Genomic DNA, 21,386 nt, shown 5'->3' on the forward strand with positions numbered 1-21,386 from the left:
AAATGAAAACCACTTTATCAACAAAAATCACATTACCCGATAATTATCATACCCACGATTTTTTCGCTTTTCACCAAAGGGATAAACAAAATATCGCTGAAATTGTCGAACAGAATAAGGTCAGAAAAGGGATCTGCTGGGATGGAAAACCGGCTGAATTAATCATAGCGATTGATTCGACAATCGCACAGATACAACTCGATATTGATGGCGACACAATAACAAACGCAGATGATCGCCTGCCGGCTTTAGCCTCTCATATGTTAGGGCTTTTACAACCTGTTCATCTATTTGAGCTTTTATATAAAGAACATCCGATTATTGGTTCACTTATTTCCAAACAATCAGGTTTAAGAATTTATCAGTCAGCAACCCCATTTGAAGCATTAAGCTGGGCTATTATTGGTCAGCAGATCAGCGTCAGTGCTGCTATATCTATTCGCAGACGATTTATTCAGGCAATGGGGGTTCAGCATTCTTCCGGGTTATGGTGCTTTCCAACCCCCAGACAAATAATCAACCGTTCAGAAGATGAATTACGCCAATGTGGGTTTTCTGTCAGCAAAGCCAAAGCGCTACTCCTTTTAAGTCAATTAATTGAATCTGGCGAATTAATATTAGAAATCTCTGATAGTGAACAGAATATTCAACAATTAACCCATAATCTGCTGGCGATAAAAGGCATTGGTATGTGGACCATTAATTATGCCCTATTGCGGGGATTTAATTACCTGAACGGTTCATTACATGGTGATGTCGCAGTAAGACGTAATATCCAGAGGCTAATCAACCAGAATGAGAAAGTTTCCGCAGAACAAGCAGAAAAATGGCTGGCAAATTTCGTTCCCTGGAAAGCCCTATTAGCCGCACATTTATGGCGGCAAGAGTTGAGTGCAGGGTATTGATAATGATAGATATGACCGTTCAACTCAGAGGAGGAAGGCACTTTGATGAATATTGCAACTAAAAATAAGATACGATTTAACCCTGCTTCTCCAACATTTTCTCAGAATTTGTATCAAATCTATCGGCATATGCAACAGCATCAGCCTATCTTGCGGCTTGGACATACTTGGGTACTCACTCGTTATCAGGATGTCAGCTATGCGATGAAAGAACCTCGCTTAGGTAACGCTGATATTCTACAGCATTTGCTGACTGAGCTTCAGCGCCAACAAATCATGTTAAACCAATCACTACAAAACTTATTACAGAGGTCTTTACTGTTCAAGGAGGGGAATGCCCACCATGTGCATAGGAAGGCATTACAGTCACTGTTCAGCGGCACATGTTACCAATCGCTAAAGCAACTGATTCAAGAGGAAATAATACGGGTTGTTCAAGCGCTAAAGGGGAACAACCAATTTGATGGTATCGCGCAGTTAGCCAATCTGATTTGGCCCCGCACTTTTGCTCGTTGGCTTAACCTGACAAGTGAACAACAGGAGATCATCGCTCAAGAAAAGCAAAGTATCCGTCTATTGTTGGACCCCAGTGAGATTACATTTGCAAGCCTGCAATCGATGATGAAAGCAATGAAAACATTAGATGATCTCTTCAACCAGTTGTTGAACATGCATTTTGCAGGCCGAGAATCGCTGTTTTTTACAGCCCTCTCATTAGGGTATCACCAAGACCACGATGCATTGAGGCACTTCTTCAGTACAGATTGCATCACGCTCATAATAGGCGGAAGTGAAACGGGCGAGGCGCTTATTGGTAACCTGATTCAGGAGGTCGCAATGGATGCAACCCTTCAACAACGTCTCCGTGAGGATCCGGCATTGATACGACTCGCCGTTCAGGAAACCATGCGCTATGAGTCACCTCTACAAATGGCACGCCGTACTGTTCTTAAGCCTCTATCGTTCCACGGTAGAACACTGAAAGAGGGGGATAGCGTATTACTTTGTCTCGGGGCAGCAAATCGTGATGAGCAACAATTCAATGACGCAGGACGTTTTATTATGGGAAGAAAAGACGGTCAGCGACATTTGGGATTTGGTGTTGGTATACACCAGTGTATTGGGCAATTACTGGCTCAATTTCAAGCAGAAAGTACATGTGAAGCTATGCTCCGTATTTTGCCGCCATTTGTCATGGCCGCACCAGGGCAATGGCAACAAAATAACCGGATGTTGCGAGCATTGGATGTGTTGCCACTGACAACGTCTTTCGGCTATTTGAAAGGATAGATATTACTATTTATCATAGGCAGGAGCTATCTACAGAGTGCAGTGATTATCCTGAGTTTTGCATCAGTCGTCGTTCATCACGGGATAGTAAATGCTATGATTGGTATAACTCAGTCCGGTTGGGTTGATGTTTTCTTTTTAGCCGTTGATTAGATCGCTCAAACCGGATTGAGTTCCCTCAAATGATCTATTATTTGACGCAGCCATTTAGAACGACTTTACAAATAGTTCTCCTATCCCCAAGGCAGGTGACATAACGAAACATTCTCCTCTCTTCAACCCTATGCATAGACACTTCTTGATATCCAGCCTCTTTTTATCTAATTTAGCTAGATTATCTATCACGCCTGTATTATCAGGTGCAATATAAGCGAACAAGGAATCTACAACAGCATCAAACTCACCCTTGCAAGAAGCCCTCGTGATCAGTACACCGTAGAAAGACTTTTGCAAAGGAGTAGACCTACGTACGCCAAAGCTTTGGCAAATAATTCAGTAAGATATGCAATTTAACGGACACAACAATGGCAATCAAAAAGTCTGAACTCTATTCCTCCCTTTGGGCCTCCTGTGATGAACTGCGTGGCGGTATGGATGCCAGCCAGTACAAAGACTACGTACTCACCCTGCTGTTCATGAAATATGTCTCTGACAAATACAAAGGCAACCCCTACGGCATGATTGTAGTGCCGAAGGGAGCAAGCTTTGACGATATGGTGGCACTGAAGGGCGACAAAGAGGTTGGCGATAAGATTAACAAAATTATCAATGCACTCGCCGAAGAAAACGATCTGAAAGGTGTTATTGATGTTGCGGACTTCAACGATGAAGACCGGCTTGGCAAAGATAAGGAAAAAATCGATCGCCTGTCTAAGCTGATCGGGATTTTTGAAGGTCTCGACCTTTCAGCCAACCGTGCAGACGGCGACGATCTACTGGGCGATGCTTATGAATATTTGATGCGCCACTTCGCTACAGAATCAGGGAAAAGCAAAGGACAATTTTACACTCCGGCAGAAGTCTCGCGTATTCTGGCCAAAGTTCTTGGCATCAATGCCAACACACCTCAGGATGCAACGGTCTACGATCCCACCTGTGGTTCTGGTTCTCTGTTGTTAAAAGCCAGCGATGAAGCACCCCGCGGATTGTCGATCTTCGGTCAGGAGATGGATAACGCCACCAGTGCTTTGGCGCGCATGAACATGATTCTACATGACAATGCCACCGCAAAAATCTGGAAGGGCAACACCATCAGCGATCCACAGTGGAAAGACGCCAACGGTAAACTCAAGACCTTTGACTTTGCGGTAGCTAACCCGCCTTTCTCCAACAAAAATTGGACCAGTGGGATTAACCCGAAAGAAGATGAATTTGACCGTTTTACCTGGGGAATTCCACCGGAGAAGAACGGCGACTACACCTTTTTACTGCATATCATTAAAAGTTTGAAAAGCACTGGTAAGGGCGCGGTTATTCTGCCTCATGGCGTGTTGTTCCGTGGTAACGCAGAAGCCCGTATCCGCGAAAACCTGCTTAAGCAGGGCTATATCAAAGGCATCATTGGCTTGCCTGCCAACCTGTTCTACGGTACCGGCATCCCAGCCTGCATCATCGTGATTGATAAAGAGCATGCGCACAGTCGCAAAAGCATCTTTATGATTGATGCCAGTAAAGGCTTTATGAAGGATGGCAACAAAAACCGTCTGCGTAGTCAGGACATTCACAAAATTGTGGATGTCTTCAATCACCAGCGAAAATTGCCACGTTTTAGCCGCATGGTGCCTCTGAACGAGATTGCTGATAACGATTATAACCTGAATATTCCGCGTTATATCGATTCCAGCGAACCGGAAGATTTGCACGATCTCAGTGCCCATCTGCAAGGTGGAATACCAAACCGTGATATTGATGCGCTACAACATTACTGGCAGGTATTCCCAAGCATCCGCGCCACTTTGTTTAGCGATGCCCGCGAAGGCTATAGTCAGGCGCTGATCGCTGCCAATAAGATCAAATCGACCATTCTGGAACATCAGGAGTTTAAAGATTTCGCTGCCCGCAGCCTGCTGCCTTTCAAATCCTGGATCGCTCAAATTGCATTGCAGGAGATCCGCAGGGGTGATAATCCCAAGCAGTTGATTGATGAAACCTCTGAAGTGCTGCTGGAAAAGTACGCCAATACCGATCTGCTGGACAAATACAATGTCTATCAGATTCTGATGGACTACTGGGCAGATACCATGCAAGACGATATCTATGTGCTGATACAGGATGGCTGGTGTGCAGGTAAAGTGCTGCGTGAACTGATGACGAAGAAAGGTGAAAAGCTGAAGGAAACCCCAGATTTGGTTATCAATAAAACTAAATATAAAGCAGAACTTATTCCACCAGCGTTGATTGTCACTCATTACTTCCAGCAACAGCAGAACCACATCAACCAACTTCAAGCGGATATGGATACCGCCACACAAGAACTAGAAAGCTTTATCGAAGAGCACTCCGGTGATGACGGCTTACTGAATGATGCTCTGAACGATAAAGATAAAGTGACAAAAGCCAGCGTTACCGCTCGCTTGAAAATGACCAACGATCAAGAAGAAAAAGCTGTGCTTAAACAGGCTAAATCTCTGTTTGAGCAGGAAGCCGATGCAAAAAAAGTGCTCAAAGAAGCACAGGACAAGCTGGATATCACCGTGGCTAAACATTACCCCACTTTGACAGACGACGAAATCAAGATGTTAGTCGTACAAGATAAATGGCTGGCGACACTGCAAGCCAATATCAAAGCCGAAATTGAGCATATTATCCAACAGTTAGCTAACCGGGTTAAAGAGTTGGAAGAGCGCTATGCCGAACCACTGCCAACGTTAACCCAGTCCGTGGAAACATTAAGCGACAAAGTCGCAGAGCATTTGAAAGCGATGGGGCTGGCGTGGTGATAATGGTAGATAGGGATCAGGCTGTGGAAATTCATTCGCTAAATGCCTCAAAGCACAGCGTACCGGTTGGCTATAAGCAGACAGAAGTGGGGATGATTCCAGAGGATTGGAAGGTTATTGATTTTGGAGATTTATTTGAAACCCAATTCTCTAAAAAGGAAATCAAAGCAAATGAACTTGTATCATTTGTAGGAATGCAAGACGTCAGTGAAAATGCGCAGTTAATTAATTATTGGACTGTTCCATATTCCCAATTAAAAACTGGACTCACCTATTTTGAACGAGGGGATGTACTTGTCGCGAAAATTACTCCATGTTTCGAAAACGGAAAAGGGTGTCTTTCTGATAAAATAACGGAAGAAATAGGATATGGGAGTACGGAATTTCATGTTTTAAGGGCTCATGAAAAGTCTGATTCTAAATTTATCTATTATATTACAACTAAAAATAAATTTAGATTTGATTTACAATCTGAAATGGTAGGGAGTGCCGGCCATCGCAGAGTTCCTCTTTCTGCAATTCATGCCTATAAAATACCTTGTCCACTGACTAAAGAAGAACAAACCGCTATCGCCAATGCTCTATCCGATGTCGATTCCCTGCTCAATGAACTAGAAAAACTGATCGCCAAAAAACAAGCCATCAAAACCGCCACTATGCAGCAACTGTTGACCGGCAAGACCCGTTTGCCGCAATTTGCTTCGTGCAAGGATGGTACGACTAAGAGCTATAAAACCAGTGAGTTGGGGGAGATCCCGGAAGATTGGACAGTAGCTCCTTTCAATAGTTTTTTAAAAATAAAACATGGAAGAAACCAGAAATTAGTTGAATCCCTTGATGGTCAGTATCCGATATTTGCATCGGGAGGGCAGATTGGTAGAGCAAACTCATTTTTATATGATAAACCTTCAGTATTAATAGGACGTAAAGGAACTATTGATAAACCCAGATATTTGAATGAGCCATTTTGGACAGTTGATACACTTTTTTATTCAGAAATATCCGAATCAGTAAATGAGAAGTTTATTTTTTATAAATTCTGTATGGTTGACTGGATGAAATATAACGAAGCATCTGGTGTACCCAGCCTAAACACAAGCACAATCGAAAGTGTGTTAGCGGCATTTCCTGAGAGAAAAGAACAAACCGCCATCGTCACTATCCTTTCCGATATGGACGAAGAAATTCAATCCTTGCGGCAACGTCTGGACAAAACCCGCCAGATTAAACAGGGAATGATGCAGGAACTGCTGACGGGTAAAACACGTCTGGTTAAGCCAACGCAGCAAAGGAATTAGCCTACGTCAAAGATGAACTGGCAGAGGCCGATCAAAAGTAAAAGGCGTGATCATTACACTGGAGGATGATATACGCCTGCGCCGCACATTAAGCGTGGCGAATAATATTGATTTTTATCGTTACCAGGTTAGTTTCAAGTTAATGAAGGATTAAGCACACAACGTAAAGGAGAGCGGTATGTCAGTGGTAGGCCAGCGTGAAAAGGCAACACAGGATCGGCTTATAGGTTTTTTCCAGCGCGATCTTGGTTACCGCTATTTGGGGAATTGGCAGGACAGAGATAACAATAAAAATATCGATATTGACCTGCTGACCAAATGGCTAAAAAAACGCGGTGTCAGTAATGCTTTAATCACCAAAACCATCCGTCAGTTGGATATCGCTGCTGCCCTGGGAGAAGGTAAGAAGCTTTATTACGCCAATAAGGATGTCTATCGCTTACTGCGTTACGGTGTAAAAGACAAAGAAGGTGCCGGAGAGCAAAATCAAACTGTCTGGCTTATCGACTGGCAGAATCCGCAAGCCAACGATTTTGCCATTGCAGAAGAAGTTTCGGTCAACGGCGAGAATAAAAAACGTCCGGATATCGTGATTTACGTCAACGGTATCGCGCTGGGTGTGCTGGAGCTAAAGCGTTCCTCGGTAAATCTGAGTGAGGGCATTCACCAAAACCTGGATAATCAGAAAAAAGATTTTATCCGCAATTTCTTTACCACTATACAGCTTGCTATGGCTGGTAATGACACTCAAGGATTACGTTACGGCACCATTGAAACACCGGAGAAATACTATCTTGAATGGAAAGAGGATATAGAAAATCCCTATCCATCCAAGCTGGATTTTCATTTAAGTTGTATCTGCAATAAATCACGTTTCCTGCAAATTATTCACGACTTTATTGTGTTTGATTCCGGGGTGAAGAAAATCTGCCGGCACAATCAATATCTTGGTATTCAGTCAGCAAAACAGCACATTGCCCGGCGCGAAGGAGGCATTATCTGGCATACTCAGGGGTCAGGCAAAAGCCTGACGATGGTCTGGCTGGCTAAATGGATCCGGGAAAACACGCAAAACTCCAGAGTATTGATCATCACCGATCGTACTGAGCTGGATGAACAAATCGAAAAAGTATTTACCGGTGTTGAAGAAGAGATCTATCGCACCAAAAGTGGCGCTGACTTGATTGCTACACTGAATCAGCCTAATCCCTGGCTGGTCTGCTCACTGGTGCATAAATTTGGCCGCCGCAGTGAGTCTGAAGACAGTGCAGCAACAGAAGCATTTATTGCCGAGTTAAGACAATCTCTCACTAAAGAATTTCGCCCGAAGGGTGACTTATTTGTTTTTGTAGATGAATGTCATCGTACCCAATCGGGTAAATTACACGAGGCGATGAAATCCATTCTTCCGGAGTCCATGTTTATCGGTTTTACCGGTACGCCACTGATGAAAAAAGATAAGAAAAAGTCAGTAGAAGTATTCGGACCTTATATTCATACCTATAAATTCGATGAGGCAGTTGCCGACGGAGTGGTTTTAGATCTGCGCTATGAAGCGCGGGATATTGACCAGCACATCACCTCGCAGAAAAAAGTCGATGACTGGTTCGAAGCCAAAACCAGTGGTTTGTCGAATCTGGCTAAAACCCAACTGAAGCAAAAATGGGGTTCAATGCAGAAACTCCTATCCAGCAAATCACGCTTAGAGCAAATCGTTAACGATATTCTGCTGGACATGGATACTCGTCCCAGACTAATGGATGGCCGGGGCAATGCCCTGTTTGTGTGTTCCAGTGTTTATCAAGCCTGCAAAGCTTATGAAATGTTCAGCAGAAGCGATCTATCTGGCAAAGTGGCCATTGTCACCAGTTTTCAGCCGACACCATCCAGTATAAAAGGCGAAGAAACTGGCGCAGGCCTGACGGAAAAACTCTTTAAATACGATATCTATCGCAAAATGTTGGCTGACTATTTCGAGCAAAACGAGAACGAAGCCGCCAGCCGGGTTGAAGAGTTTGAAAAGGAAGTTAAAAAAAGTTTTATTGATGAACCCGGCCAAATGCGCTTGCTGATCGTAGTGGAAAAACTGCTCACCGGTTTTGATGCACCCCCAGCCACTTATTTGTATATCGACAAAAAAATGGCCGATCACAACCTGTTCCAGGCTATATGTCGCGTTAACCGTCTGGATGGTGATGATAAAGAATACGGCTATATCATTGACTACAAAGACCTGTTCCGTTCACTGGATAAAGCTATCACCGATTATACCGCCGGGGCTTTTGACGGCTATGACAAAGAAGATGTAGCCGGATTACTCAAGGACCGACTGGAGCAAGCAAGGCTTGATCTGGAAAATGCACTGGAAATGGTCCGAAGCCTATGCGAACCGGTGAAAGAGCCACGCCATACGCAAGACTATATCCATTATTTCTGCGGTGAATCAGGCCTTAATCAGAATGAATTAACCGAGAAGGAAGCGTTACGACTGACGCTGTACCAACATGTCGCCAGATTGCTACGGGCCTTTGCCAATATCGCCAATGAAATGCCCGATGCAGGTTACTCTGTCGCAAATATTGAGAAAGTACGGGCAGAGGTGGCGCATTATGAAAAAGTGCGCAGTGAGGTGAAGCTGGCCAGTGGTGATCTGCTAGATATGAAGCGCTTTGAGCCTGCTATGCGCCATCTGCTTGATATGTATATTCGCGCAGATGACAGCAAGGTGCTGATGGACTTTGAAGAATTGAGTCTGATTGAACTGATTGTTGAGAAAAGCGCTGATGCGCTGGATGAGCTACCTGAGGATATTCGTAACAATCAAGAGTCGATGGCCGAAACCATCGAGAACAACGTGCGCAGAACCATCGTTGATGAAAACGCGGTTAACCCCAAATACTACGACAGAATGTCAGTATTGCTAAACGAGCTGATCACGCTGCGTCGGCAACAGGCCATTGATTACAAAGTGTACCTCCAATACATCATGGAGCTTGCAAAACAGGTGGTTCGCCCGGGGCAAAGTAACAGGGCTTCTTATCCTCCCTCAATGGATACACAAGCAAAGCGAGCCTTTTACGATAACTTTGGTCAGGATGAAGTTCTGGCAACCAAAATAGACAGCACGATTCGTTACACCAAAAAAGCAGATTGGGTGGGAGATCGTTTTAAAGAACGTGAGATCGCCAATGCCGTTCGCGAAGAAACAGCTAGCTATAATGTTGATATACCTAGCATTATGGAGCTAGCTAAAGCACAAAAGGATTACCATTAATGCCAACCATGCAGATTGGACCGTTCAATTTACAGTTAAATCGCAAAGCGATTAAAAATCTGCATATCAGTGTATTACCCCCGGATGGACGGGTACGCGTATCTGCGCCTGAGCATATGACAGAAACCGCCATACGTATGGCGGTGATTTCGCGTATCCCCTGGATTAAAAAGCAACAACGTCATTTTCTTAACCAGCCCAGACAATCCGAGCGGGAAATGGTTGGCGGTGAATCTCACTATCTATGGGGTCGTCGATACAGATTACGTATACAGGAACGTATTGGCCGCCATGAAATTAACATGGCAGGAAATAACAAAATGTTAATGTATGTGAACCCAGGAACCACTTTAGAGAAAAAAGCATTAGTGTTGTCTGAATTCTACCGTCAAGAAATCAAAATTCGGATAGAAAAGCTGTTAACACAATGGGTGCCACGAGTGGGGGTTCCACTTCCCAATTGGGGAGTAAAAAAAATGAAAACAAAATGGGGAACCTGTAACACAGAAACCAAGCGCATTTGGCTTAACCTTGAGTTGGCCAAGAAACCGCCCGAATGCCTTGAATACATCTTAGTACATGAGCTGGTACACCTTCTGGAGCGACATCATAACGATCATTTCCGTGCTCATATGAATCGGCTAATACCTAATTGGCGTGAACATCGGAATTTGCTCAACAATATGCCACTGGCTTTTGATAGTTGGTAATATTAAGACATCACAGCTTAATATTACCGACGATCTATTTCTATCCAATCTTAAGGAACAGCTATGGGACAAATTCTACATCAGTGCGCCACATCGACTGAGGCAATACTATGAATATATTTGCAAACAGTAGACTATTGAACCAGAAAGGTTCACTATGAACCCTATCCCCCAATGCTGGGGCTGGAACAAGAATCAAATTCAGGGTATTAATGTTGACTGTCAATTTTCATTTTTTTAGCTGATATAATGTATCGCTATTATTGAACGATTAATTCTGAAAACAATTTTTCTTGTGATATAGAAACAAGATACTATGATCGGTATAACTCAGTCTATTTGGTGACTTTTCACAATTGAGCCGTCTACTATCTTGAAACGTTATTCAGTAAACCCGGCAAATATCACCGGGTGTTACGAGGCGTTTTTTTAACATTAAGGCATCATGATGGCTTTCGGAATGATAAAGGGCTCCTCTGAACCTGCTCCTCATTGGCAGAAGAAAATAAATAGTAAATTTTGTCCTCGACTAATGGGTTTGCCCTCATTTTTATTACAGGCTCGCTTTGGTAGATAATGAAGTTTATGTTAACGGTTCAAAAAATTTCTCTGAAAGCTCTGCTGTTGTTCTTAGACATATTTTTCATCTGTCACTGTTGACTGCAAGTCTTGATAAATCATATATGCGCATGCCCCGTTTTTTAATGCTTGATGGTATAGATGATGGCGGTATGGAGAAAGAGAGAAGCCATAATTTACAAAAAATTATTATTGAAGAAGCGGAAAACTACACACATGATTTTCAATTGATTTATGCAACATCGGAAATCAATCCAGAGTACGATAATACGAACTTGATAGTAGGTCGTTATTTCAATCCTGAGGATAGGTCTCTGAATGTTAACTACACAGGAATTGATAAAGATCTTTTAGGCTGAAACAACAAATGTCATGTATTTAGGTGCATGACATTGCATCTATTGTTGATACTTTACTAACAGCTGACTTTATGTAAATTAACTTCAGTTGAATAGAAAATAGCTGAAAGCCTTGTGTGACACGGATTTTAGGCACAAAAAAGACGTCAGTTGATGTCCATTGATGTTCTGCTGGGGCGGAAGATCGAGCTCGAGTCACTCTTTATCACCTTACCCCTTCTTGCGCATTTCCATTACTGCATCATCTCCCGCCTCCCTTTCAGATACTGAACATGATTGTAAGTCCCACGAATAGCATTCCTATCCACATGAGCAAGTTGTGTCTTAATCTAGGTAGAGTTACATGCAGAATTGTACTCAGTACGGCCAGTGGCAATGGCGTAGCGAAAGACTTCATCACAGCGCACCTTACGCATCTTCTCTAATGCACCAAGCTTTTACCATTCGGCGCAAAGCCTCAAGCAATTCCATTGGTTTAATTTCGGCAATAGGGCGTTTGCCACAATGAAGGGAAAGATACCCTTCTCGAAAGTATCGATAATCTCGTCGCGATAACGTGGAGACCAGCGGTCGGCTTTTTGTTGATGCCACTCACGGACAATAGCTTAGAAAGTGTTTTCAAAGCTGAGCTTATGGGTGATTTTCCCTGCTTTCTTGACCTCGCCAGAGTCGCTTCCCGCTACCAGCACTTTCTTTGCTGCTTCACGCTTTTCCTACGCTTCAGCGAGTGAAACCTCTGGGTAAACGCCAAAAGCTAGGCGCTTTTCTTTACCGGCGTAACGGTACTTCATTCGCCAGTAGCGCGAACCGCTGGTCATCACTTCAAGATAAAGCCTGCCACTATCGGAGAGCTTATAAGGCTTGTCTTTAGACTTGGCGGAAGATCACAGGAGTCGAACCTGCCAGAGACCGCTGGCGGCCTCATCTGGATTTGAAGTCCAGCCGCCCCACCGGGGACGATGATCTTCCATATCAATACGAAAGAATTATGAAAATATGCCGATTATAGCGCGTACTGTAAGGCTTCTGAATCGATCTGTGGAAACAATTCATCAATTTCCTAAAAAGCATTAAATTTTGTTGTTAAAAAACTCAATATTCGCGTTGAGTTTGCCGAATTTTACCTACATCTTATTAGCCGATACCCATTACGATACACTGCTCATTCAACAATGTATCCCAAGCACAAACAGGACCCTATATGACTAATCCGTTACTCGTTCCATCAGGTTTACCAAAATTTTCTTCTATTAAACCAGAACATGTTGTTCCTGCTGTAAAAGAAGTCATTGCAAATTACCGCCAAACCGTCGAAAAAATCCTGGCCGAGAATACCATTTTTACCTGGGACAATCTGTGTCAGCCACTGGCTGAAGCAAATGATAAACAGTCACGTGCATGGTCACCAGTCAATCATTTGAATTCGGTTAAAAACAGTCCGGAGCTGCGTGCAGTCTACGAAGAAAGTTTACCATTGCTGTCTGAATTCAGTACCTGGTTAGGTCAACACAAGGGCCTATATCAAGCGTATAAGTCATTACGTGAGAGTGCTGAGTTTGAGAAACTCTCTCAACCTCAACGCAAAGCTGTCGAAAATTCACTGCGCGATTTTAAACTGTCAGGTATCGGTCTGCCTGAGGCGAAACAGAAACGTTATGGCGAGATTAGTGCACGTTTGTCAGATTTAAGTTCTCAATTCAGCAATAATGTGCTTGATGCCACTATGGGCTGGACCAAGTTAATTACTGATGTAGAAGATCTGTCTGGTCTGCCTGAAAGTGCGATTGCCGCAGCTAAAGCTCAGGCAGAAGCAAGAGGAAAAAAAGGCTGGCTGCTGACTTTGGAAGCGCCAAGTTATCAACCGGTTATCACTTATGCAGAAGACCGTGAATTGCGTCGGGAAATTTATCATGCTTATCAAACTCGTGCTTCTGATCAAGGCCCAAATGCCGGTAAATGGGATAACAGTGAAGTGATGGCTGAACTCCTTGCACTACGTCATGAGCAAGCCCAATTGCTTGGTTTCAAAAATTATGCTGAACAATCTCTTGCAACCAAAATGGCAAAAACCCCTAAGGAAGTTTTGGATTTTCTGAATGATTTGACAAAACGCGCTCATCCACAAGGTGAAGAAGAAGTAGATGAGTTAAAATGTTTTGCGAAATGGCATCATTGCGCCTACGAGCTAGAAGCTTGGGATATGGCTTATTATGCCGAAAAACAAAAACAGCATAAGTTTTCTATTAATGACGAACAGTTACGTCCTTATTTCCCTGAGCAACGGGCTGTTGAAGGGCTATTTGAAGTTATTCGCCGTATCTATGGCATTACAGCCAAAGAGCGCCATGATATAGAAACCTGGCACCCGGATGTCCGTTTCTTCGATTTATATGATGACAAAAATGAGCTACACGGCAGTTTCTATATGGATCTCTATGCGCGCGAACATAAACGGGGCGGCGCCTGGATGGATGAATGTATCAGCAAGATGCGCCATTCCAATGGCGAACTGCAAAAGCCTGTCGCTTATCTGAACTGTAACTTCAACAAACCTGTTGGCGGTAAACCAGCGCTGTTCACCCACAATGAAGTAAACACACTGTTCCATGAGTTCGGCCACTGTCTGCACCTGATGCTAACTCAGATTGAAACTGCTGCTGTTTCCGGTACTAATGGTGTGCCATGGGATGCGGTTGAGATGCCAAGCCAGTTCATGGAAAATTGGTGCTGGAAACCAGAAGCACTGGCATTTATTTCTGGTCACTATGAAACTAAAGAGCCTCTGCCACAATCTATGCTGGATAATCTTTTAGCAGCGAAAAACTATCAAGCTGCAATGGCTATGCTACGTCAGCTTGAGTTTGGTCAGTTCGATTTCCGCCTGCATGTTGAGTATGATCCGGCGAAAGGTGCTCAGATCATGCAAACCTTGAAGAAAGTGAAAAAATTGGTTTCCGTAGTACCTTCACCTAAATGGGCCCGTTTCCCTCACTCATTCAGTCATATTTTCTCCGGTGGTTATGCCGCAGGTTACTACAGCTATCTGTGGGCTGAAGTGCTGGCAGCTGATGCCTTTTCACGCTTCGAAGAAGAAGGGATTTTCAACCGCGAAACCGGCCAATCTTTCCTTGATAACCTTCTGTCCCGTGGTGGTTCCGAAGATCCAATGGAACTGTTCAAACGTTTCCGTGGCCGTGAACCCAAACTGGATGCCATGCTACGTAGTTCTGGTATCAAGGGATAATCAGGGTGGGTATCTGTTTAATCTGTGAACAAGGCGCTGATAGCAGCGCCTTATCTCAACTGGCAGAGCGCTGGCAACTGGTACATGACGAAAGCGCTGTCATGGCATTGGTTCTTACACCTCAACACCTCGAACTCCGCAAAAGGGATGAGCCCAAACTGGGCGGCATCTATGTGGATTTTGTATCAGGCACAATGGCACATCGCCGCCGCTTTGGTGGCGGACGAGGTGAAGCGGTTGCTAAAGCCGTAGGGATCAAAAAAGATTATCTGCCAACCGTCGTAGATGCTACCGCTGGTCTGGGACGTGATGCCTTTGTACTGGCATCACTGGGTTGTCATGTCAGAATGCTGGAACGCCATCCTGTGGTCGCGGCATTACTAGATGATGGGCTTCAACGTGGTTACCAGGATGAAGAAATCGGCAGCTGGCTGAAAGAACGCATGACATTGCTCCATGCCTCCAGCATCACAGCGCTGACCGATATTACACCACAGCCCGATGTGGTTTATCTTGATCCTATGTATCCACATAAGCAGAAAAGTGCATTAGTGAAGAAAGAGATGCGGGTGTTTCAGTCTCTGGTTGGTGCTGATGAAGATGCTGATAATTTGCTATCCCCTGCACAAGCTCTGGCAAAACGCCGTGTCGTGGTAAAGCGACCTGATTATGCAGAACCCTTAGCTGGAGTAGCTGCATCAGCGGCTATTACCACAAAAAACCACCGTTTTGATATCTATCCTTGTTAAAACATCAGCCGCATATTGCGGCTGATCACGTTAATTTACAGGATCCCCTGAGAGAGCATAGCGTCAGCCACTTTTACAAATCCGGCAATATTCGCACCCTGAACATAATTGGTCTGTTTGCTCTCGCCACCATACTCAACACAGGCGTGATGAATATCCAGCATAATGTGATGCAAACGTGCATCCACTTTCTCAGCCTTCCAGCCTAAACGTGCTGCGTTCTGCGCCATTTCCAAACCAGATGTTGCCACGCCACCCGCGTTGGCTGCTTTACCTGGTGCGAATAGCACGCCTGCTTCAATAAAGGCTTCAGTCGCTGAAATGGTTGCTGGCATATTCGCGCCTTCAGCGACAGCTTTAACGCCATTCTGGATAAGGACCTTAGCCGCATCTAAATCCAACTCGTTCTGGGTAGCGCATGGCAAAGCGATATCAACTGGCACAGACCAGGGTTGTAACCCTTTCAGGAAAGTCAGCCCCCGCTCTTTGGCATATTCTTCCACCCGGCCATAGTGCTGGTTTTTAATCTCTTCAAGGTGAGCCAGTTTCTCCAGCGTGAAACCTTCTTCATCAACCACTGTGCCACCGGAATCAGAAGCGGTAACCACTTTCGCCCCCAGCGCCATACATTTCTCAATAGTATACTGTGCGACGTTACCAGCACCAGAAACCGACACCCGCATACCATCAAAGCTCATACCATGACGTTTCAGCATGGCATTGGTGAAATAAACCAGACCATAACCAGTTGCTTCCGGGCGAATCAAACTGCCGCCGAAAGAGAGACCTTTGCCAGTAAATACACAAGCGGTGTTATTAGAGAGCTTTTTCATCATACCTGACATAAAAGCCACTTCACGGCCACCCACACCAATATCCCCCGCGGGAACGTCGGTATCGGGTCCCAGATGGCGGTACAATTCTGTCATTAACGCCTGGCAGAAACGCATCACTTCGCCCTGACTTTTTCCTTTGGGATCAAAATCTGAGCCCCCTTTACCACCCCCCATCGGTAAGGTTGTCAGCGCATTTTTCAAGGTCTGTTCAAAGCCAAGGAATTTCAGAATAGAGAGATTCACCGATGGATGAAAACGCATACCACCTTTATACGGACCAATGGCTGAGTTGAACTGCACCCGCCATGCACGGTTTACCTGAACCTTACCTTGATCATCTACCCAGCAAACTCGAAACTGAATAACCCTTTCCGGCTCGACCATACGCTCCAGCAAGCTTTGTTCACGGTATTTCGGGTTTTGTTCAAGGAACGGCCAAAGAGAGGTGAATACTTCCCGGACAGCCTGAAGATATTCTGGTTGATATTCATCCCTGAGTTGAATCGATCCAAGAAATGAAGACAAAGATAGTAAACAGCTCATAGTTATTCCTTATTTCTACTTTGGTTGTAATGTCTCCTCAGCAATTTTCTAATAATTATTTTTGTCGAAACTGTGAGGTAAGTTGTGTTTGCCCTTTGAATATATCACTGTTCTATATTCATCTTTCAAGAAGTTTTTTTGCAGAAAGGTAAAAAAAATTTCTTGATTGCATCGGGTATAAACCAAACAACACCTCATTTCATCAAAAAAACGCCTGCATAAGCAGGCGATTTTATCGAATAAATTTTCAGTTTATGGCTATTCATCGTCACGCAGAGGAACAATCAGCATATCAACATGAACAGTGTTAATCAGCTGACGCGCAGAGGACATCAGTTTGCTCCAAAAATCCTGATGATGACCACAAACAACCAGATCTATGTCATATTTCTTAATCGCATCAACCAATACCTGAGCCAGATCACCGCTACCACTCAAGGTTTCCTGAATGTCATAATCGGTACCTGCGGAAAGCTCTTTCAACGCATTGCGTGTCTCGTCAGTAATACGTTGCTGCATATCACCGAGATTAACATCAATCAAACCGGTGTAAAGATCGGAATAGTTAACATCAACATGAATCAAGGAAACATTAGCATTGTACGGCTTTGCCATGGAAATGGCTTTTTGTACCAATACCTGACTTTCCGGAGATAAATCAACCGCAACAAGAATATGTTTATAAGCCATAAGCGAACTCCTTCCAAAATGCCGATTAATGAGTTGGCAGGGCAAATTGCCACTATCCTGTGTCTATTACTATAACTACTTATGAATGCCCTTAAAATGCTGTTTCGATCACAGCTCATCGCATTTGGCTATCCAGCAAAGAACATCCACCAAACAACATATACCACAATGGCTATTCCTGCCACTTGATGAATAACAAAATCAAGTTCTGGAGTTATGGCTTTTCTTAAAACCCAATATATTTGCATGAACAACCGACAAGGATTAACCGCCATTCTAAGCTCTGAACAAATTTAAACTATGTAGAAGGGTTTTTTGTACTATCTGACTATCTTTCCTACAATAAATATAAGGCGTCACCGCCTGCAATTTTGATTTTTTTCCTTTTGTGACAGCTTTGGCTAACCATTCTAAGGAGGGGATTATGTTCAGTTCAATTGCACTGTTTTGGGCGCTGTGTCTTGTCTGCATTATGAATATGATGCGCTACTTCTCTTCACTGCGGGCATTGTTGTCTATTCTTCGCCAGTCCGATCCCTTGCTTTATCAATCAGTAGACGGTAACGGTTTTTTTACTGCTCATGGACAGCTCAATAAGCAGATAAGGCTCGTGCACTATATCAATTCGCAACGTTACCTTGCTCATCATGATCCAGAAGTGGTGCTTCGCTGTGAACGGCTGAGAAGGCAATTTATTCTGACGAGCGCGTTGAGTGGATTAGTTGTTGTTTGTCTGATTTCTATGTTGATTTGGTATTAAAACGAAAGGCGGTATAGTTAACCCATACCGCCTTCAAATTATTCGTCAAAACAATTAAATCAGTTTCAAAGCGAACCAGTAGAAAATACCGGATAACCCGATTGAAACTGGTAACGTCAGTATCCAGGCCAACATGATGTTCTTGATTGTTTTACCCTGAACACCACCACCATCAACCAACATCGTCCCCGCTACTGCAGAGGAAAGAACCTGTGTAGTCGAAACCGGCATTCCGGTATAACTCGCAACACCAATTGAAACAGCCGCTGTCATCTGAGCTGAAACACCCTGTGCGTAAGTCATACCTTTCTTACCAATCTTCTCACCGATAGTCACTGCAACACGTTTCCAACCAACCATGGTTCCCAAAGACAGTGCCAGTGCCACTGCTATGATGATCCAGACAGGTGCATACTCAACAGTGTGTAGTAAATCTTTGCGCAGCTTATTCAGGAAACGGGCATCTTCAGTACTGGTTTCCGGCAGTTTAGCCACAGACTCCGCAGTGTCAGCGATACACATCAACATGCGGCGCATATTGTTACGCTGTTCAGAATTCAGACCACTATAGCTCTGAATGCCCTGCAATATGCTTTCTGTCTGATTAAGAACAACTACAGCGCGAGTGCTGTCACAATGGAATCGCCCTTCCGGCTCATCTTCAGCAACAGCAACCAATGGCGTCAGTTCAATAGCATGAGATAACGCGGTACCATGCTGCTGATAATATTGTTGCAGGTGAGTAACTGCATCGTAAGTCCGGGCAATGTCATAACCATTAGCATTCATGTTTACGACAAACCCCGCCGGAGCTACGCCGATCAGCACCAGCATAATTAAACCGATGCCTTTCTGACCATCATTTGCCCCATGAGAGAAGCTGACTCCTACCGCAGACAAAATCAGCGCAGTACGCGTCCAGAAAGGTGGCTTACGCTTACCATCTTTCTTTTCACGTTCAGCGGGTGTCAGATGAATACGTTTGCGTTTCTTAGTGCTACTCCAGTAACGGCGCAGCAGAAACACGATTGCCCCGGCGATGATCAATCCGACTAAAGGAGAGAGGATCAACGACAGGAAAATCTGTATCATCTTCGGCACATTCAGCGCATCAACCACAGAAGAACTGGTCACGATGGCATTGGTCAAGCCGATACCAATAATGGAACCAATCAGGGTATGAGAACTGGATGCAGGTAAACCGAAATACCAGGTACCAAGATTCCAGACAATGGCAGCCAGCAGCATGGAAAATACCATGGCAAGACCATGAGCAGAACTGACATTGAGCAGAAGATCGGTAGGGAGTAAATGTACAATCGCGTAGGCGACACTTAATCCACCAAGAAGAACACCGAAAAAGTTAAATACCCCAGCCATGACGACCGCGAACTGTGCTCGCATAGCACGGGTATAAATAACTGTTGCTACCGCATTCGCGGTATCATGAAAGCCATTAATGGCTTCATAAAACAGCACAAACAGCAGTGCCAGTACTAACATTAGGCTGGTGTGAAAATCCAGGCCAGTAAAAAGATGTAGCATAAACGTTAAGCCAGTTAGTTGGACATGAACGCGGCGCATTATCAGTGACAAATGCTAGCGGGGAAAGTGAAATATGAACTTTTTTTGATTTCATGACAACCCAGTAACAATAAGAAATGAAAATATTCCTTATATATCATAAAATTGCATATCTTTTAAAAAATTGACAATTTTAAGACAAAAAATAAATTTACCTGACAAATTCAGGTCATACGGGGACTTTTCTCCGCAAAATTATCAAAAATGCGACACTTTAAGGGAAGTTCCCGCTAAATTATTCGGTCATAAAGAGAAAAACAGTGGAAAGATTTGATGTAGTTATTGTTGGTGCCGGTGCAGCCGGTCTGTTTTGCGCAGCTCAAGCCGGGCAACGCGGTTTACGGGTGCTGGTTCTGGACAATGGCAAAAAAACCGGGCGTAAGATTTTGATGTCCGGCGGTGGGCGTTGTAACTTCACTAATATGTACACAGAGCCATCAGCTTATCTTTCTGCTAACCCCCATTTCTGCAAGTCTGCCCTGGCCCGTTACACACAATGGGATTTTATTGAACTGGTTCAACGCCATGGCATTGCTTACCACGAAAAAACCCTGGGACAGCTTTTTTGTGATGATTCAGCCCAGCAGATAGTTGATATGTTGTTGAAAGAGTGTGAGGCTGGTCAGGTCACTATTCGTCTGCGTAGCGAAGTTAGCCACGTAGAAAAAAAGGAGCTGGGTTTCGTTATCACCGTTAACGGAAAGGAAGTAAGTACACGCTCACTTGTCATCGCTTCCGGTGGGTTATCTATGCCGGGTCTTGGCGCAACCCCTTTTGGTTATCGGATTGCAGAACAGTTTGGTCTAAAAGTCTTGCCAACCCGCGCCACTCTCGTACCTTTTACTCTGCATAAACCACTGCTGGAGCAACTTCATGTACTTTCCGGTGTGTCCGTTCCTGCCATTGTTACCGCTGAAAATGGCACGCTGTTCAAAGAAAATATCCTGTTTACCCACAGGGGACTTTCTGGCCCGGCAATCTTACAAATTTCCAGTTATTGGCAGCCGGGAAAATTTGTGAGTATTAACTTACTTCCAGATATTGATCTGGAAACGTTTCTGGAGAAAGAACAGAGTTCTCACCCGAACCAAAGTGTAAAAAATACTTTGGCAAAATTATTACCGAAGAGGCTGACAGAATGTCTGCAAACACTCGGTCAACTCCCGGATGTTTCTCTTAAGCAGTTGAATTCCGTCCAGCAAAAGCAATTAGCGACAAACATCCAGTCATGGCAAGTACAACCCAACGGTACTGAAGGATATCGTACTGCTGAGGTTACTATGGGCGGCGTGGATACTCATCAGCTTTCATCCAAAACAATGGAAGCTAATCAGGTAAAAGGACTCTACTTTATCGGTGAAGTAGTAGACGTCACCGGCTGGCTTGGTGGCTACAATTTCCAGTGGGCATGGAGTTCCGCTTGGGCGTGTGCGCAAGCGTTGTGACTTTTGTGAGGAGTTTAGGATTATTCGTTAATAAAGTGTTAGCGGCTAACTGAGAAGAAAATTCTGGGCATGTCAATACATCTTCGCCTCAAAATCGAACTGTACCGAAACTTTCTTACAGTCATATGTAATTGTATACGCAGCTGTCTGGCATCAGATTTCAGTATGTTTTCTATAACAA

General features: G+C 44.1%; 14 protein-coding genes, 1 tRNA gene and 1 pseudogene. 11 read left to right on the forward strand and 5 right to left on the reverse strand.

All coding sequences use genetic code 11. The features are described 5' to 3' along the window. Positions 1-2 precede the first annotated feature (2 nt). The 7 genes from PTE_RS11330 (at position 3) to PTE_RS11365 (ending at position 11,354) form a co-directional block, all read left to right on the forward strand. Positions 3-905, forward strand: coding sequence for a DNA-3-methyladenine glycosylase family protein (locus tag PTE_RS11330; protein WP_036846597.1), 903 nt, complete (start codon positions 3-5; stop codon positions 903-905). A gap of 45 nt (positions 906-950) precedes the next feature. Continuing rightward, the gene (locus PTE_RS11335) at positions 951-2,195 is read left to right on the forward strand and encodes a cytochrome P450 (protein WP_036846397.1); all 1,245 of its coding nucleotides are present in this window, start codon (positions 951-953) and stop codon (positions 2,193-2,195) included. A 524-nt stretch (positions 2,196-2,719) separates the two neighbouring features. Beyond that, on the forward strand, positions 2,720-5,134 hold the full coding sequence (locus PTE_RS11345) for a type I restriction-modification system subunit M (RefSeq protein ID WP_036846399.1): 2,415 nt from the start codon (positions 2,720-2,722) through the stop codon (positions 5,132-5,134). 2 nt (positions 5,135-5,136) lie between these two features. Next, positions 5,137-6,432 carry a restriction endonuclease subunit S gene (locus tag PTE_RS11350; protein ID WP_036846401.1) on the forward strand — a complete coding sequence of 432 codons (1,296 nt, stop codon included), beginning with the start codon at positions 5,137-5,139 and terminating at the stop codon, positions 6,430-6,432. Between the two features lie 178 nt (positions 6,433-6,610). Beyond that, entirely contained in the window at positions 6,611-9,706 is a 3,096-nt protein-coding gene (locus tag PTE_RS11355) for a type I restriction endonuclease subunit R (RefSeq protein ID WP_036846404.1), read from the forward strand. Beyond that, complete coding sequence (locus PTE_RS11360) at positions 9,706-10,416, forward strand: M48 family metallopeptidase (RefSeq protein ID WP_036846406.1); 711 nt, start codon at positions 9,706-9,708, stop codon at positions 10,414-10,416. The genes PTE_RS11355 and PTE_RS11360 overlap by 1 nt, the downstream gene beginning before the upstream one ends. Before the next feature lie 566 nt (positions 10,417-10,982). Further along, positions 10,983-11,354: a hypothetical protein gene (locus tag PTE_RS11365; protein WP_241826047.1), complete on the forward strand. Its 372-nt coding sequence runs from the start codon at positions 10,983-10,985 to the stop codon at positions 11,352-11,354. Between the two features lie 344 nt (positions 11,355-11,698). Here PTE_RS11365 and PTE_RS23705 read toward each other — a convergent pair. After that, positions 11,699-12,235: pseudogene (locus PTE_RS23705) on the reverse strand (tyrosine-type recombinase/integrase); the annotation flags it as partial. Beyond that, positions 12,229-12,323, reverse strand: a tRNA-Sec gene (locus PTE_RS25730). The pseudogene PTE_RS23705 and the gene PTE_RS25730, both read right to left, overlap by 7 nt. Positions 12,324-12,555: 232 nt before the next feature. Between PTE_RS25730 and prlC the strand changes: the two genes are divergently transcribed. Both prlC and rsmJ read left to right on the forward strand, forming a co-directional pair. Next, the gene (gene prlC, locus PTE_RS11370) at positions 12,556-14,598 is read left to right on the forward strand and encodes an oligopeptidase A (RefSeq protein ID WP_036846409.1); all 2,043 of its coding nucleotides are present in this window, start codon (positions 12,556-12,558) and stop codon (positions 14,596-14,598) included. A gap of 5 nt (positions 14,599-14,603) precedes the next feature. Next, positions 14,604-15,347 (forward strand): 16S rRNA (guanine(1516)-N(2))-methyltransferase RsmJ, encoded by a 744-nt coding sequence (gene rsmJ / locus PTE_RS11375; RefSeq protein WP_036846410.1) that lies wholly within the window; start codon positions 14,604-14,606, stop codon positions 15,345-15,347. A 35-nt stretch (positions 15,348-15,382) separates the two neighbouring features. Here the strand turns inward: rsmJ and gdhA are convergent, their stop codons facing one another. Both gdhA and uspA read right to left on the reverse strand, forming a co-directional pair. Further along, positions 15,383-16,726, reverse strand: a complete 1,344-nt coding sequence (gdhA, locus tag PTE_RS11380; RefSeq protein ID WP_036846411.1) for an NADP-specific glutamate dehydrogenase — start codon at positions 16,724-16,726, stop codon at positions 15,383-15,385. 258 nt (positions 16,727-16,984) lie between these two features. After that, entirely contained in the window at positions 16,985-17,416 is a 432-nt protein-coding gene (uspA, locus tag PTE_RS11385; RefSeq protein ID WP_036846412.1) for a universal stress protein UspA, read from the reverse strand. A gap of 424 nt (positions 17,417-17,840) precedes the next feature. Here uspA and uspB point away from each other — a divergent pair, with 424 nt between their 5' ends. Then, a complete protein-coding gene (gene uspB, locus PTE_RS11390; protein WP_036846413.1) occupies positions 17,841-18,176 on the forward strand; it encodes a universal stress protein UspB in 336 nt (111 codons plus the stop codon). Positions 18,177-18,230: 54 nt separating this feature from the next. Here uspB and pitA read toward each other — a convergent pair whose 3' ends face one another. Next, positions 18,231-19,721: an inorganic phosphate transporter PitA gene (gene pitA / locus PTE_RS11395; RefSeq protein WP_036846414.1), complete on the reverse strand. Its 1,491-nt coding sequence runs from the start codon at positions 19,719-19,721 to the stop codon at positions 18,231-18,233. A 299-nt stretch (positions 19,722-20,020) separates the two neighbouring features. On the opposite strand from pitA, the gene PTE_RS11400 reads away from it, so the two are divergent. Further along, positions 20,021-21,205, forward strand: coding sequence for a BaiN/RdsA family NAD(P)/FAD-dependent oxidoreductase (locus PTE_RS11400; protein WP_036846415.1), 1,185 nt, complete (start codon positions 20,021-20,023; stop codon positions 21,203-21,205). Positions 21,206-21,386: the final 181 nt, after the last annotated feature.

The sequence above is a fragment of the Photorhabdus khanii NC19 genome (assembly GCF_000517265.1).
GTDB classification, from domain to species: Bacteria; Pseudomonadota; Gammaproteobacteria; order Enterobacterales; family Enterobacteriaceae; genus Photorhabdus; species Photorhabdus khanii.